Origin of the sequence: Bradyrhizobium sp. WSM471 (assembly GCF_000244915.1) — a bacterium.
Lineage (GTDB): Bacteria > Pseudomonadota > Alphaproteobacteria > Rhizobiales > Xanthobacteraceae > Bradyrhizobium.
Genome location: NZ_CM001442.1, coordinates 5,057,558 through 5,072,334 on the forward strand (window position 1 = coordinate 5,057,558; position 14,777 = coordinate 5,072,334).

The window sequence follows — 14,777 nt, forward strand, 5'->3', positions numbered from 1 at the left end:
GACCAAAGGCCACGGAGGAGCAGTCATGAGTCCGGATCCGAAAAATTCGATCACACCAACGCCACGCGAGCGGGACCTGATGATGCTGATCGCGCGCGGAATGCAGAACAAGAACATCGCGTACGAGCTCAAGATCTCGGAGAACACGGTCCGGGCCCATATCGGCAACATCATGCGCAAATACCGTCTCCAGAACCGGACCCAGATCGCGATCATCTTTGCCCTGCACGCGGCACCGCCATCGCTTCGCCGCAACCTGGCCAATGGCGGCCGCACTTCCACGACGGCCGCGCCGGCCAAGGCGGTCGCGCAGACTACGCCGGTGCCGACCGCGCCGGATTGACGGCTCGGGCCACAATCTCTTGCGTCATTTCGGGTGAAACACCCAAGTCCGGGGTCAACGGACCGGCGACAAAATATTTCTCTTTATTAGAATTCGGATTTTTGTTAAGAATCCCTCACTCCGGCCCAAGGAAGAGGGGCGTATCGCGATCGTCACGAACGCGGGCCGGACGGCGGTGGACGTTGGTCACATCGGCGCGAACGACTTCGCAGGGCGGGCAACCGTGAGTGAAGGCGTCGCGCACACGACCGGTGTGATCGGCGTACGGCAAAATCGTGTGGTCCTGGCGCCCGGGGTCTGTGCGCCAAGCGTTGCGGTGATGTGGGTTGCCCAACCGGGCACGCGCATCAGCCATCCGCAAGGCGACGGGGGCAATAGTGCATCGCTCCCCGGGGAGATCACGACATAAGCCGTAAAGCCACTGCGCAGGGAAGGCCGGATGTTTTGGCTTCACCTGTATGCCGCTGTGCAGATTTTTTATTGCAACTTCGCACAGTGGACCGTGGGTGCCAGCCGGCACCCGGTCTTCCCTGCGCCCTCTTTCAATTGAGGGTGAGGCGACGAAGCAAAGCTCGGGCGGAATGCCGCGAGGCTGCGATCCCATGTCGGTTGTCCAACAACGGTCTCGTGCCCCGGACGCAACGCAGCGCCTCTTGGCGGTGCGCTGCAGAGCCGGGACCCATGCAACAGCGTGCCGTGGGACCTGCTGGGTCCCGGCTCTGCGCAGCACCGCTACGCGCTGCAGCGCGTCCGGGACACGCGAGCGGCCGCCACCCTTCTTTGCATGACGCTCCGCTCTTGTAACAAAAGCGTCATGCAGCGAAACTAAACGAAGCCGGGGCCGCGGTTGGCGGCCAAGCCGCTCGCAGGGAGAGATTTTGATGCGCCGTTCACTGGTGTTGCTGTCAGCCGGACTGACAGTGTTGTCCGCCGGACTCTCGACCGGACCTGCCTCCGCCGAAAACAACACGCCCCGCAACCTGATCCTGTTCATTCCGGACGGTCTGCGGGCGCTGAAGGTCACCCCCGAGACCGCCCCCGCAATGGCCGAAATCCGCGACAAGGGCGTCAACTTCAAGAATTCGCACTCGCTGTTCCCGACCTTCACCATGGCCAACGGCTCGGCGATGTCGACCGGCCACTATCTCGGCGATACCGGTGTATTCTCCAACACAATCTGGACCAACTACACCTCGGTGCCCGCCGGCGACACTGTCGTCCCCTTCATCGAGAACGACGCCGTGCTCGGCGACATCGACGAGCATTTCAAGGGCGACTATCTCAATGAAGAAACCATCCTGAAGCTGGCTCGCGACAAGGGGCTGAGCACCGCGGCGATCGGCAAGGTCGGCCCGACCTATCAGTTCGACCACACCGACAAGCCTGAAAAGGCCGGCCTGCATTCGGTCGTTTTCGACGATGCGACCGGCGGCAAAAATGGCGTGGCGCTGTCGGACGAGGTCAAGGACGCGCTGACCAAGGCCGGCCTGCCCCTCGCCACGCCGCCGCGCGGCGACAACTCCAAGGCGGGCGATGCCAAGACGCCCGGCACAACGGTCGCCAACGTCGCGCAGCAGGCCTATTTCGCCGACGTCGCGGCCAAGGTCGTGCTGCCGATGTTCAAGGCGCGCAACAAGCCGTTCGTGCTGGTGTTCTGGTCGCGCGATCCGGATGGCACCCAGCATAACCAGGGCGACAGCCTCAACCAGATCATGCCCGGCATCAACGGTCCGAGCACCATGGCGAGCATCAAGAATGCCGACAGCAACCTCGCCCAGCTCCGCAGGGCGCTGGACGAGCTCGGCCTTGCCGCCACCACCAACATCATGGTCCAGGCCGACCACGGCTTCTCGACCATCTCCAAGGAAAGCAAGACCAGCCCCTCGGCCAAGGTCAGCTATGACGACACGCCGAAGGACTTTTTGCCGATGGGCTTTCTGGCGCTCGACCTCGCCAAGGCGCTCGACCTGCCGCTGTTCGATCCCAACGACAAGAACGCCAAGGTCGAGGGTAACAAGCATCCGAAGGCCGGCAACGGCGTCCTCGGCAAGGATCCGGAAAAGCCCGATCTCGTCGTCGCCACCAATGGCGGCTCCGACCTGATCTATCTACCGAACAAGGACAAGAAGCTGGCGGCCAGGACCATCAAGACGCTGCTCGAGCAGGACTACGTCTCCGGCCTGTTCGTCGACGACTCGCTCGGCCGCTTCCCCGGCACCCTGCCGCTGTCGAGCATCAACCTGCGCGGCAAGGCGGCGACGCCGACGCCGGCGATCGTCGTCAACTTCCGCTCCTATGCCAGCGATTGCGGCGAGGCGCCGACCAACTGCTCGGTACAGGTCGCCGACACCGTGCTGCGCCAGGGCCAGGGCATGCATGGCAGCTTCAGCCGCGGTGACACCATGAACTTCATGGCGGCGATCGGTCCGGACTTCAAAGCCGGCTATGTCAGCGAGATCCCGGTCAGCAATGCCGACGTCGGCATGACGGCCGCCCAGCTCCTCGGCCTGCGCAGTTCGCAGAACGGCGGCCTCGTTGGCCGCGTGATGTCGGAGGCCCTGCCCAACGGAATCATGCCGAAGGCGTACAAGGGGGTCGAGAAGTCCAAGAAGTCCGAGAACGGCCTGCAGACCGTGCTGAACTTCCAGCGCGTCGGCAGCCAGCGCTATTTCGACGCTGCCGGTTTCCCGGGCCGCACGCTCGGGCTGGAGCCGGACGCCGGCAAACAAAAAACGGCGGGGAAATAACCCCGCCGTTCAAATGCGTCCTCGTGAGAGGCGCAGAATTTTACATGCCCAAAATCTTACATGCCGATGTCGAACACGTTGGGCAATTGGCCCGCCAGAGGCAGCGCGGTGGCGCCCAGGAAGGTCGCCACCATCGCCATCAGGCGACGGTTGTTCTGGCGCTTGCCGCGCATTTGGCTGGCGATCCACTCGAGCATTTCGCTGTTGACCTTGGAGGCATAGGACGGCGCCCATCCTTCGATATCGGACTCGGCCGACAGCGCGACGCTGCGCGGCGGCACCTTCAGGCCGGAGGCGCTGGCGGCATAATGGGCCACGGCCTTGGCGAGCAGGTCGTCGAAACGGCCGCCATCGGTGCGCTCGGTCGCGGCTTCGTTGATCTCGAACAGCACTTCGGCCTCAGCACGGCTGACCGGCTGGTCGTTGACAGCCGAGGCGGTGAGAATGCGGGCACACCAGGCGGTGTCATCGGCATCGAGCGAGCGGGAGAAATGCACCCTTCCCTTGGTGGTGGGGCCTTCGCCAGTGATCACGCCGTCGCGCACGATAGTCAGTGCATGGGCCGAGGTATCGCGGCAGGACGGTTCAAGGGACGGCGACTCAACAGACTTATGCGCAGCGGCAGACATAGTTCACTTCCAGATTTCTTCTGACCGGCCAGCAATTTCATGCCGGCGTAAAGGGGTGGTTAATGATTCGGTACGGGGATCGCGACTTTTTGAGATGGTTGCCAATTGGTCGCTGTCAGGACCATTTCGGTTCTGACAAGCGACGGGCGAGCGTGATGGAAGTCATAAAAGGCTTTCTCGGGGCAATCGCGCCCGTATAGCCCCGGTGGAGATGTTTCGCCGCAGGCGCGGCTGTAACAAAAAGGTGCTAGGAAATCAGGCCTTCAAAGAAGGAATTCACATTTTACTTGAAGCGGTTCAGTTAGCGTTCACTTGGGATCGTGGAGCCCCTATAATGGTCCCGACGGTCAAAGATGAATTCGCAAGCAAATTCAATGGCATGAGGTAGAACCATGACACTTCCGATCGGCGCCACCGCCCCCGACTTCGAAGCCGAGACCACCGAAGGGAAGATCAAGTTCCACGACTGGATCGGCAATAGCTGGGCGCTGCTGTTCTCGCACCCCAAGGACTTCACGCCGGTTTGCACGACCGAGCTCGGCGCGCTCGCCAGGCTGAAGCCGGAATTCGACAAGCGCGGGGTCAAGCTGATGGGTCTCTCGGTCGATCCGGTCGACCGCCACGCCAAATGGTCGGAGGACATCAAGGAGACGCAAGGCGCAGCGCCGAACTTCCCGATGATTGCCGATACCGACTACAACGTCTCCAAGCTCTACGGCATGCTGCCGGCTGCGATCTCGGGCGATCCCCTTGTGCGCACCGCGGCCGACAACCAGACCGTTCGGAATGTCTTCGTCATCGGGCCGGACAAGAAGATCAAGCTGGTGCTGGTCTATCCGATGACCACGGGCCGGAACTTCCAGGAGATCCTCCGCGTGATCGACTCGCTCCAGCTCACCGCCAAGCACCGCGTCGCGACCCCGGCCGACTGGTCGCAGGGTGACGACGTCATCATCGCGGGCTCGGTCTCCAACGACGAGGCCAAGACGATCTACCCGCAGGGCTGGAAGGAGCCGAAGCCCTACATCCGGATCGTGCCGCAGCCGAAATAACGAAACTGTCATTCCGGGCGATGCGTCAGCGCCGCCCGGGATGACGATGTTAGCTCTTACGCCGCGCGCACGCGTTCGAGGAAGCCCTCGACCTCGGCTTTCAGATGCAGGCTCTCGCCCGACAACGCCTGGGCGGAGGCAAACATCCGGCTGGACGTCTCACCCGTCTCGTTCGCACCCTCGGCGGCCTGACGGACGTTGACGGCGACATCGGCCGTGCCCGATACCGCCGCGCGAACGCTGGCGACGATGTTTTGGGTCGCGCTCTTCTGCTGCTCGACCGCCGCCGAGATCGAGCCGGCGATGCCGCTGATGCGCTCGATGGTCTGGCTGATCGCCTTGATGGCGACAACCGATTCCTCGGTCGCAAGCTGCATGCTGGCGATCTGGTTCGAGATCTCGTCGGTCGCCTTGGCGGTCTGGCCGGCGAGCGTCTTGACCTCCTGGGCCACCACCGCAAAACCGCGGCCGGCATCGCCCGCGCGCGCGGCCTCGATGGTCGCGTTCAGTGCCAGCAGGTTGGTCTGCTCGGCGATCGAGGTGATCAGCTTGACGACATCGCCGATGCGCGCGCCCGCCTCGGAGAGCTGCGCGATGCGCTGATCGGTCGCCTCGGCCTGCCGCACGGCCTCAGCGGAAATGACGTTCGATTCCTGCACCCGCCGGGTGATTTCGGAGATCGATTGAGACAGCTCGTCCGAGGCCGACGCCGCCGAACGCACGTGCTCGGAGGCGTTTTCGGAAGCTCCGGCCGACCGCGCCGACAGATCGGCGGTGGAGCGCGCGGTGTCGGTGAGCTGTCGCGCCGCCCGCTCGAATTCGCCTGACGATGTCAGCACCTTGTCGAGAATGCCGCCGACGCCGCCGCGGAACTCTTCGACGAAATTGCGCAGGTCGGATTTGCGCTGCTCGGCGGCTGCAGCCGAAGCCGCCGCCTGCTCGCTGCGCATCCGCGCCCGCTCCTGCGAATTGCTCCTGAACACCGCGACCGTGCGGGCGATCTCGCCGATCTCGTCGGCGCGGTCCTCGCAATCGATCTCGACGTCGCTTTGACCTTCGGCGAGCGCCGTCAGCGAGCGCGTCACCGAGGTGAGCGGCTTGGTGACACGGCGGACGACCAGCAAGGTGAGGACCATCACCAGCAGCGCGGCGAACCCGGCGGCGATCGCCATGCTTTCGATCGTGTGGGCCAGCATGCTCTCGAACTGGGCCATCGGGATGCCGACATAGAGGATGCCGGCGACCTTGCCGCTGGCGTCGGCGATCGGGAAATAGGCGGTCATGAAGGTCTTGCCGAACAGCGTGGCCGGGCCCTTGTAGGCCTCGCCACGACGCAGCAGCGCCTGCGCCGGATGATCGGCGGCAAGCTGGGTCCCGACGGCGCGGTCGCCATTTTCCTTCTTCACGTTGGTCGAGCGCCGCACGAACTGCCCGCTCGCATCGTCGAACACGAACAGGGTGGCGTTGCCGCCGACATAGGACACCGCGCGATCGACGATGGCGTGATCCTTAAAATCCGGCATCTTGGAAATCTCGGCGCGCGCCACCGCGCCATCCTTCATGGTGATCTTCGCGTCGGGATTGGTCTCGGCAAAGGCCAGCGCCAGCGTGCGCAGACTCACCTCGATATCGCGCAGCGCACGATCGTTGAACACGGAGCTGAGCGACCAATAGCCGGCCCCGACCACGAGCGCCGTATTCATGGCGATCAGCAGCACCGCGCACAGGAGCGCCTTGGTGCCAAGTTTGAATTGCGGCAGAAACTTCGCCGTTGCTCGTCCGTACATGAATGGAATGACTCCTGTAATTCCTGCATATTCGTGCAATCGGCTTACGGTCGCATTAACGGCGGTTCCAATCGCCGGACGCCAATGCTTTCCAAATGGTAAACGAGGACGCCCTGACCACGCCAAGGACTACGCCAAGTGCTCCGCCCATCATCGTCTGGTTTCGCGACGACCTCCGCTTGTCCGACCACCCCGCCCTCCACGCTGCCGCCAAGGTGGCTGCGAAGACCGGCGCGCCGGTGATCTGCCTCTATGTGCTGGACGACGCGGCCGGGCGAACGGCGGGCGCTGCGGCGCGCTGGTGGCTGGCGCAGTCGCTGCGGGCGCTCGGCGCCGACATTGCCACGCGCGGCGGATCGCTGATCCTGCGCAAGGGGCCGGCGGCCAGGGTAATCACGGAAGTGGCGCGTGAGAGCGGAGGGCGTGCGGTCTACTGGAACGGGATCGCACAGGCGCCGCATCAGGCGGTTGAGCGGCAGCTCGAAGCAGCGCTGGCAAAGCTCGGCGTCGACTCGCACAGTTTCCCCGGCGACCTGCTCGTTCCGCCCGCGGCAATCCGCAACAAGGAAGGCCGCGGCTTGCGCGTGTTCACGCCATTCTGGCGGCGCGTGCTGGCGCTCGGCGATCCGCCGAAACCCCTGCCGGCACCGAAGGAGCTGCGTCCTGCGCCGGGAGTCGCCAGCGACCCGCTGGACACCTGGAAGCTCGAGCCGGGCAAGCCCGATTGGGCCGGTGGCCTGCGCGAGACATGGACCCCCGGCGAAGCCTCCGCCCGCGCCCGCCTGCGCGACTTCCTCAAGCACACCGCAAGTGGCTATGTCGGCGATCGCGACCGCCCGGACCGGGAGGGCACCTCACATTTGTCACCACATTTGAGTTTCGGCGAGCTCAGCCCGCGCCAAGTCTGGCACGCCGCGCGGTTCGCCGCGGCCGAGAACCCCGCGATCGGACCCGGTGTCGACAAGTTCCTGAGCGAGCTCGGCTGGCGTGAGTTCTGCCGGCACCTGCTGCACGACCATCCCAACCTTGCCACCGAAAACCTGCAAGCGAATTTCGACGGCTTCCCATGGAAGCCCGACGCCAAGGCACTCGCGGCCTGGCAACGCGGCCGCACCGGCTATCCCATCGTCGACGCCGGCCTGCGCGAGCTCTGGCACACTGGCGTGATGCACAACCGGGTCCGAATGGTGGTCGCCTCGTTCCTGGTCAAGCACCTCCTGATCGACTGGCGCGACGGCGAGAGCTGGTTCTGGGACACGCTGGTCGATGCGGATGCCGGCAGCAATCCCGCCAACTGGCAGTGGGTCGCCGGCTGCGGCGCCGACGCGGCGCCCTATTTCCGCGTGTTCAATCCGGTGCTCCAGGGCGAGAAGTTCGACCCGGATGGAGCCTATGTGCGACGCTGGGTGCCCGAGTTGAGGGATGTGCCAGCCAAGCTGATCCATCAGCCTTGGCGGGCGACGCCGATCGAGCTTGCGAGCGCCGGCGTCACGCTGGGCAAGAGCTATCCGCAGCCGATCGTCGATCATGCCAAGGGACGAGCGCGCGCGCTCGCCGCCTACGCAAAGATCCGCAAAGGTTGAGCGTTGCTTTGACACAATTATGAAACGCGCTATCGTCATCGCTCCATGCAACCGTGGGGGACGATATGGACGACGACAAGCCGATCACCGAACAGGCGATGGACACGATCACCGCCGCCGTAGAAACGACCAAGGACGCCGCTGTCACTGCTGTGAAGAAGGTCAGGAAAGCCGCCAAGAAGGTCGCGAAGAAGGTCGCGCCGAAGAAGGCTTCCAAGAAGAAAGCCAAGAAGGCTGCGAAGAAAACGTCGAAGAAGGCCGCCAAGAAGACTTCGAAGAAAGCTGCAAAGAAGTCGTCGAAGAAGACGGCCAAGAAGACAGCAAAGAAGGCCACCAAGAAAGCTGCCAAGTCGAAAAAGAAGGCCAAGCGCTGATCGCAAAGCCCAAGTCTCCGGGGGCGGACGCGCCCGGAGGCGGCTCCAGCGATACCTACCCTCGCCGCTTGGCTGCGCGCCGGCCCGGGTGATGCTCGCCTTGCGGATCGCGAAATTCGCTGCGATGGCCGCGCCGGTCCTCGGCCTTGAAGCGCCGGCGCTTCTCGGGTGAGCCGAACTGCTTGATCAATCTCCTGCCGTTCACCTTCTTGATGACGTAGCCCCCCTCGGTCATCGAGAACGGCTCCTTGAGCGATCCCATGTGGTCGAACTTCGTGCCGCGGGGGTGCTTGAAGGGTTCGAACCAGGAGGGATAGACGAAGTTCGACATCTCAAAGCCGGCTACGAAGAAGGTGTCCTCTTCCACGGCGTCACACACCTCATAGGCATATTGGGTGTTCGGGTTTTTGTCGGCCCAGAGATTGGCCATGGGATCGAGCACCATCTCGAACAGCTCGTGCGAGGCCGCCACGCTGACGGGCTCGTCGCCCAACGCCTTGACGAAGATCTTTGAGATCGGCTGGCGGCGATGCGTCAGCTCATGGCGGCCGAGCATGTTCTTGTGGGAGGCCTCGTCAAAATAGACCAGCTGCCAGTCACCCGGCTTCGGCTTTTCGGTGACATAGAGGTCGACCGGATAGCCCCACACCGGCAGGAAGTGCTTGTCGTAGCATTTCTGGAGCGCCGCTGTGAGCCTGGACATCTTGCGACCGCTAATCATCGGCTCGGCGTAGTTGATGCAGGCAATCCGGACTGGCTTCAGGGACCTGCCAAGCAATGCGCGTCTCGCCTTCTTCATGGAAAATCACCTGTGAAAGGGGCACTGAAATGTGTCCACCGTAGCACGATCTTGCCGCGCACGTCAGGGATGTATTCCGGCGCCCGGCTCGCCGGTCCTAGAAGCGTCGGTTGACCACGAACACCGCGGCCGCGCACATCACCATGCCGACGATCGCCAGCGCATCGAGCTTTTCTCCGAACAGCAGATAAGCCATCAGCGCCGTCACGGCGGGCACCAGATAGAACAGGCTTGCAACAGAGGTGGCGGCGGCGTGGCGGATCAGCCAGTACAGCAGCCCGATCGATCCGATCGAGAGCGCCACGGCGAGCCAGGCCAGCGCGAGCATGAACTCGCGCGTCCAGTGCACCACGCGGTCCTCGAACAGGAACGCGCCGATCGCGAAGAAGATCGTGACGGACACGTACTGTACGAGATTGCCGGCGCGCCAGTCGATGTGGTTGCAGTAGCGACGCTGATAGAGCGTGCCGAGCGTGATGCTGATCAGCGAGACCACGGAGGCGAGCCAGCCGAGCCCGGCTTCGCCGGTCATGGGACGGCCGTGCAGGATCAGCACCACGCCGCCGAGGCCAAGCACGAGCCCCGCCCATTGCACCGGCGTCACCTTCTCTCCGAGCCAGCGGTTGGCGATGGTCGAGGTCAGGATCGGCTGGAGGCCCGGAATGAGCGCGGAGAGCCCGGCCGGAATCGAGTGCGCGATCGCGATTGCGGTGCCGCCGAGATAGAAGCCATGGACGAGAATGCCCGCGACCGCGCTGTGCGCGATGCCGATACGGTCCGGCCATTTCGGTCGCGCAACGGCAGCGATGATCGCCATCAGACCAACCACGAACGCCATGCGGATGGCGAGGTAGGTCAGGGGATCGGCATTGTTGACGACGTATTTGGTGCCGATGAAGCCCGTGCTCCAGAGCAGGACGAACAGGATTGGCGCGGCACGGGCGGTCAGGGCTTCTTGATTATGGTTCATTGCCGCCTCATTGCCCCACCGGGGGCCAATGCGGCAATGCGAATTTCGGCCAATTTCGTCCAGACGATGCTGCGCTGCGACGGACGGGACGGTTCAGCCGCTCACCATTCGTCCGGACAGGGATCGATGATCTTCCAGAGCTCGATGCCGTTCTTGATCTTTTTCATGTCGGTGGTGAGCCCGCCATTGCGGCGAATCCAGTCCTTCACCGTATCGGGGTAGTAGGCCATCAGGTCGGACGTCCCCTCCGCGCTGGTGACTTTGATGCCGAAGGTGAAGGCCTTGTCGTAGTAGGCCTGATGGAAGCCGAGGCTGGCGCGCGGCGTCACGCAGATCTTGTTCATCGGCACGATGCCGAGCACCAGGGTGCAGGCCGAGTTGCAGATGCCGTCGATGATGACGCGCTCGCCCTTCTCGCGGACGCGCTTGTACTTGGCCTTGTACTCCTCGACATAGCCGCCGTGGTCGCGGGTGATGTGCAGCTCGGCCCGCGCCGGCGTGGCGGCGACGACCGAGAGCAACAGCAGGCTCAGAAGCGTGATGCGCATGGCGAGGTGACGGCGAAAGCCTTCAGGAATGGACCGGCCTATGGACCCCAAGAAGCCGGCAACAGGAGTCTTGAGCTAATTCTGTTTGGTCACACTTGTGTGGGGAATTCGTTAAGCATCTCGAAAAGGCCAAAAATGGGCAAGTCTGGACCACAGAACCGGCAATTCTGTCACACCCACCCGGGAATCTGCGGGATTGGCCCCGATTTCCGGGCTGCAGACGGGTGTTCCGGCGGGCCGAACTGGCTATAAACGGCTGACCTATTCGTGCGGGTTCCGGAGATTCGAGATGAGCAAGTTGAAGCTTGTAGCCGCGATTGCTGCCCTGTCGGCCGCCATCCTTGCCCCTGGACTCGCAGAGGCGCGGGGACATCACCGGTACCACCGCCACTACACGAGCCCATTGCCCTACCCGATCAGCTATCTGCACAATTACGGGCCCGGCATCACGCCCGGAACGTTCGCCTTTTACGACGGCCCGTCGACCAACCATTGCTACCAGAGCGCAGCCGCCTATGTCGGCCAGGACCGCCGCCGGCACCCCTGCTTCTGAGTGGCGCAGGCGCGTCCTCTGCGGGGGGGGGGCCGCTATTTGGCGGCGCCCGACAGCAGCAATTGCTTCTCGATCTCGTAGACCGGCAGTTTGACGAGGTCCTTGCCAACCTCGCCCTGGAGTGCCTTGCGCACCACATCCGAATAGTCGGCGCGAATCATCCCAAGCGCACGCGGCGAGGCCACCATGGTCAAGGCCGAGGTCTCGCCTGAGCTGACGGCGGCATCGAGCCGTCCGGCCAGGCTGCGCAGGAAGGCGCGCTCGGCCTCGTCGTGCCAATCAGTCTGCTCCACCGAGCTGCGCGCGCTGCCGGCCGCGCCATGGAGCCTGCCCGGCGCGTCGGTCCCTTGCGCAGCAGTCGCGGGATTGGGCTGTTCGTGCACCTCCCTGGTGTGGAGGTTCGGAAACATCTCGTCGCCGAGGTTTTCCAGAATGAGCGCCTTGCGCCCGTCGCACACGACCAGCCAGTCACCCTTGTCGATTCTCATTTTGTCCATTTGCACAGCTCCAAAGCGACCTCGCGAGCCAGCGCTTCGAAATGCTCGAAAGGCTGGCCACGACGCCAAGCTTAGGGACGAAGCCGCACCGATGAATTGCGCGGGATCAAGGATGGCGGCAATGTCCTGCGGGGACGCAAACGCAAGCGCAGCATTGGTCAAGAGCCGAACCTGGGATAGTTTCCCGGAGCCAAAGGTCAGGCCTGCGGCGGGCTGGCTGATGACCTGTTCATCAGCATTACATTTCGGTCCCGCCACAATTTGATCAGAACAAACTTCGATATCCCTGTATTGCGTAAGCGGAGAAAGACATCATGAAGCTTAGAATTGGCCTCCTCGCCGCGTCCCTGTTGGGTGCGTTGGTTGCATCATCGGCGGCGTCCGCCATGCCCATCGCGCCTGCTCCCGCGACGCCGCAGGTCTCGGACGTCGAGCAGGTCCGCATGGTCTGTGACGCCTGGGGACGCTGTTTCTGGCGCCCGAACTACTATGGATACTACGCGCCGCGGCCCTACTACGGTCCCCGATATGCACCGCGCTTCTATGGTGGGCCTCGCTACTACGGACCACGCTACCGCCGCTGGTGATTTTAAAGGGGCCCTCCGGGGCCCCTTCGCCTTTGCGAGATCAAGGATGGTGGTCTGGAGTCATTCCAAAACTGATCTAGATCAAAGACGAAATCCGCCACGCCGTCATTCTCCGAAGATGGTCGACTTGATCGTTTTTCGATGTCCCCAGACGGGCATGAATGTGCAGACCCATCTCGAGAAGCAACAGAAACAGGAGGCGCAGAGCTTTGCCTCCTTCGCCTGTCCCGCCTGCACGCGGCTGCATTTCATCGACCTCGCCACCGGCCAGCCGATGACGCGAGACCGTTGACGACGACGGGCTTCATGCCATGATGTCCGCAATACTACGGCCCGGAATCCGGTTTACTGAAGCGCGATGTTTCGCCATTGATGGCGATGTACTGACGTTCATTTGATTGTCACATTGCGGCAACCGGCCACACCCATGTTGTTCGACGCCCTCGCCCCTTCCTCGGCGCTTCAATTGATCGGCTTTGCCGACGTCGATGCGTTTCGGCCGATCGAGTCGATGGAGGACGCCAGAAGCATTCCGCTCGACGTCCAGAATTTCGCGGCGGCTCGCGCCGTCGTCTCCCTGCCCGGCTGCCGCATCGTCATGATGCGCTCGTTCGCGCGCATCCTCGACGCGGCCTATCGGATGCCCGGCGGGATGGTGATCCTGCCCATGACAGACGACCTTCAGGTCAATTCCAAGGGCATTGATCTGGACGCGCGTTTCTTCATCGCGCTCCGCGGCAGCGATGAATGCCATTTCGTCGAGCGCCGGACCAATCATCATGCGATGATCATCTTCTCACCTGGCCTGAGTGACCGGGGCTGGTTCGATCAGGCGGACGATTTGCGGGCCTTTGGCGCGAACCGCCCCGCTTTGCTCCACATACGCCAGCTCCTGCTCGACATTCTGCGAACCGCGTCGGTGCAGCCGGCCCTGTTCGAAACGACCGAGGTCGCCGCCCATCTCCAGGAAGGCCTGCTGCTCGCGCTCGACGATCTGTTTCGCATCGATCCGCTTTCGGACCGGAGTGCCTCCGTCCAGGGCGAGCGGTCGATCAAACTCGTGCAGCGGATCGACGATTACGTCGCGGCACATCCGACTGCTCCGATCTATACAGCCGATCTCGCCGGCGAGTTCGGCGTCTCGATCCGGACGCTCGGCGGCGCCGTCAGCAAGGTGCGCGGCATGAGCTTGCACCAGTACATTCGCCTGAAAAAATTGTGGGCGACCCGGTCTCGCCTTCTCAAGGGCGGCGGCGCCACCGTCACCACATGCGCGCGCGCCCAAGGCTTTCACCATTTGGGGGAGTTTGCCGCAGCTTACCGCGCGACCTTCCACGAAGCGCCGTCCGACACGCTGGCGCGGGGTCGGCAAGCCGGTCCGACGGCGGGCTGACCAGGCAGCCCCCTGCGGCGGTCGTTGTTGTCAGCGCCCTCTTCGGAACATATCCGGAATTGGCGCGCTCGGAGAGATTCGAACTCCCGACCCTCGGAATCGAAATCCGATGCTCTATCCAGCTGAGCTACGAGCGCCCTGGCCCAGAGATTGGGCCGCAACCGAGACGCCTCAGATCGCTGCTGGCGAGCCAGCAGGTCGGACAACGTTCGGATGGGTTCGAATTAGCAGAGAGGCCGGCCAATAAAAAGCCCTTCCGCCCCGATTCGAGACGGGTCAGACCCGCTCTTACCAGGTGCTGTTGAAGAAGCCGAAATGCGGCTGCTGGGCCATCACCATCATCGGCCGCCCCTGCTGCGGCACCGGATGCGTTCTGGCGACCTTGCGCTTGGGCTGCTGCGCTGGGGTCTGAAGTGGCTGGGCCTGAGGAAGCTGCGCCTGCGCCTGAATTTGCGTCTTGGCTTCGGACTTCTTGGCCGTAGCGGTACCGGCCTTCGCGGCCGGCGTGAATTGGGCGAAAGTCTCGCGGACCCGCGCCTTGGCTGTAATTTCGGCGAAGGCCGGTGACATGCCCTCCACGGGCGGCTGGGGAGCCGCGACGGCGGCGATCTTCACCGCAGGGGCGGCAAGAGTCGGCTGACTGGTGTCGAGTACGACACGCTCCGGCAGGTGGCGATCGGACCGGATCCGGATCAACGGCTGTTCGTTGCTTGCTGTTGCGATAGCCTGCGTCACAGCCGAAGTTGGCAGAGCGTAGTTCGCCGCGAACAGCAGTGCGAGCAAGGCTCCCCCGACAAAGAAGAAATACCGAAAGATGGGCATTGGCCACGCTCCGCCCGCCGCATCCCCGCGTGGGCTCTCCGCCTTAGCAGGCGATCACTTAATTGGTTCCTGGCCCCAGCCGTTCGGTTCAAA

16 protein-coding genes and 1 tRNA gene are annotated in these 14,777 nt (G+C 63.4%); 9 read left to right on the plus strand and 8 right to left on the minus strand.

From position 1 onward, the window contains the following. Positions 1 to 25: 25 nt before the first annotated feature. Positions 26 to 343, plus strand: a complete 318-nt coding sequence (locus BRA471DRAFT_RS22720; RefSeq protein ID WP_035974188.1) for a response regulator transcription factor — start codon at positions 26 to 28, stop codon at positions 341 to 343. Positions 344 to 1,224: 881 nt separating this feature from the next. Continuing rightward, positions 1,225 to 3,090, plus strand: a complete 1,866-nt coding sequence (locus tag BRA471DRAFT_RS22725; protein ID WP_007611499.1) for an alkaline phosphatase family protein — start codon at positions 1,225 to 1,227, stop codon at positions 3,088 to 3,090. A gap of 56 nt (positions 3,091 to 3,146) precedes the next feature. Here BRA471DRAFT_RS22725 and BRA471DRAFT_RS22730 read toward each other — a convergent pair whose 3' ends face one another. After that, positions 3,147 to 3,719, minus strand: coding sequence for a hypothetical protein (locus BRA471DRAFT_RS22730; protein ID WP_007611500.1), 573 nt, complete (start codon positions 3,717 to 3,719; stop codon positions 3,147 to 3,149). A 392-nt stretch (positions 3,720 to 4,111) separates the two neighbouring features. Here BRA471DRAFT_RS22730 and BRA471DRAFT_RS22735 point away from each other — a divergent pair, with 392 nt between their 5' ends. Then, complete coding sequence (locus tag BRA471DRAFT_RS22735; protein ID WP_007611501.1) at positions 4,112 to 4,771, plus strand: peroxiredoxin; 660 nt, start codon at positions 4,112 to 4,114, stop codon at positions 4,769 to 4,771. A gap of 56 nt (positions 4,772 to 4,827) precedes the next feature. Here BRA471DRAFT_RS22735 and BRA471DRAFT_RS22740 read toward each other — a convergent pair whose 3' ends face one another. Beyond that, the gene (locus tag BRA471DRAFT_RS22740; RefSeq protein ID WP_007611502.1) at positions 4,828 to 6,558 is read right to left on the minus strand and encodes a methyl-accepting chemotaxis protein; all 1,731 of its coding nucleotides are present in this window, start codon (positions 6,556 to 6,558) and stop codon (positions 4,828 to 4,830) included. Positions 6,559 to 6,653: 95 nt separating this feature from the next. On the opposite strand from BRA471DRAFT_RS22740, the gene BRA471DRAFT_RS22745 reads away from it, so the two are divergent. Further along, the gene (locus tag BRA471DRAFT_RS22745; RefSeq protein ID WP_007611503.1) at positions 6,654 to 8,141 is read left to right on the plus strand and encodes a deoxyribodipyrimidine photo-lyase; all 1,488 of its coding nucleotides are present in this window, start codon (positions 6,654 to 6,656) and stop codon (positions 8,139 to 8,141) included. Positions 8,142 to 8,206: 65 nt separating this feature from the next. After that, positions 8,207 to 8,515 (plus strand): hypothetical protein, encoded by a 309-nt coding sequence (locus BRA471DRAFT_RS22750; RefSeq protein WP_007611504.1) that lies wholly within the window; start codon positions 8,207 to 8,209, stop codon positions 8,513 to 8,515. Positions 8,516 to 8,570: 55 nt separating this feature from the next. Here the strand turns inward: BRA471DRAFT_RS22750 and BRA471DRAFT_RS22755 are convergent, their stop codons facing one another. The 3 genes from BRA471DRAFT_RS22755 to BRA471DRAFT_RS22765 form a co-directional block, all read right to left on the minus strand. Next, complete coding sequence (locus BRA471DRAFT_RS22755) at positions 8,571 to 9,314, minus strand: hypothetical protein (protein ID WP_007611505.1); 744 nt, start codon at positions 9,312 to 9,314, stop codon at positions 8,571 to 8,573. Between the two features lie 97 nt (positions 9,315 to 9,411). Further along, positions 9,412 to 10,284, minus strand: a complete 873-nt coding sequence (locus tag BRA471DRAFT_RS22760) for a DMT family transporter (RefSeq protein ID WP_007611506.1) — start codon at positions 10,282 to 10,284, stop codon at positions 9,412 to 9,414. A 101-nt stretch (positions 10,285 to 10,385) separates the two neighbouring features. Further along, positions 10,386 to 10,832, minus strand: a complete 447-nt coding sequence (locus tag BRA471DRAFT_RS22765; protein ID WP_007611508.1) for a hypothetical protein — start codon at positions 10,830 to 10,832, stop codon at positions 10,386 to 10,388. 289 nt (positions 10,833 to 11,121) lie between these two features. Between BRA471DRAFT_RS22765 and BRA471DRAFT_RS22770 the strand changes: the two genes are divergently transcribed. Continuing rightward, entirely contained in the window at positions 11,122 to 11,385 is a 264-nt protein-coding gene (locus BRA471DRAFT_RS22770) for a hypothetical protein (RefSeq protein WP_007611510.1), read from the plus strand. Between the two features lie 35 nt (positions 11,386 to 11,420). On the opposite strand, the gene BRA471DRAFT_RS22775 is transcribed toward BRA471DRAFT_RS22770, so the two are convergent. Next, a complete protein-coding gene (locus BRA471DRAFT_RS22775) occupies positions 11,421 to 11,882 on the minus strand; it encodes a host attachment protein (protein ID WP_007611511.1) in 462 nt (153 codons plus the stop codon). 314 nt (positions 11,883 to 12,196) lie between these two features. Between BRA471DRAFT_RS22775 and BRA471DRAFT_RS37055 the strand changes: the two genes are divergently transcribed. The 3 genes from BRA471DRAFT_RS37055 to BRA471DRAFT_RS22780 all read left to right on the plus strand — a co-directional run bounded on the left by BRA471DRAFT_RS37055 (position 12,197) and on the right by BRA471DRAFT_RS22780 (position 13,862). Next, positions 12,197 to 12,469 carry a hypothetical protein gene (locus tag BRA471DRAFT_RS37055; protein WP_007611512.1) on the plus strand — a complete coding sequence of 91 codons (273 nt, stop codon included), beginning with the start codon at positions 12,197 to 12,199 and terminating at the stop codon, positions 12,467 to 12,469. Positions 12,470 to 12,626: 157 nt separating this feature from the next. Continuing rightward, on the plus strand, positions 12,627 to 12,761 hold the full coding sequence (locus tag BRA471DRAFT_RS40030; RefSeq protein ID WP_256375665.1) for a hypothetical protein: 135 nt from the start codon (positions 12,627 to 12,629) through the stop codon (positions 12,759 to 12,761). 135 nt (positions 12,762 to 12,896) lie between these two features. Then, on the plus strand, positions 12,897 to 13,862 hold the full coding sequence (locus BRA471DRAFT_RS22780; protein WP_007611514.1) for a helix-turn-helix domain-containing protein: 966 nt from the start codon (positions 12,897 to 12,899) through the stop codon (positions 13,860 to 13,862). 60 nt (positions 13,863 to 13,922) lie between these two features. On the opposite strand, the gene BRA471DRAFT_RS22785 is transcribed toward BRA471DRAFT_RS22780, so the two are convergent. Together BRA471DRAFT_RS22785 and BRA471DRAFT_RS22790 are read right to left on the minus strand one after the other, a co-directional pair. Further along, positions 13,923 to 13,999: transfer RNA gene (locus BRA471DRAFT_RS22785), tRNA-Arg, on the minus strand. A gap of 151 nt (positions 14,000 to 14,150) precedes the next feature. Continuing rightward, entirely contained in the window at positions 14,151 to 14,684 is a 534-nt protein-coding gene (locus tag BRA471DRAFT_RS22790) for a hypothetical protein (protein ID WP_007611515.1), read from the minus strand. Between the last annotated feature and the right edge of the window lie 93 nt (positions 14,685 to 14,777).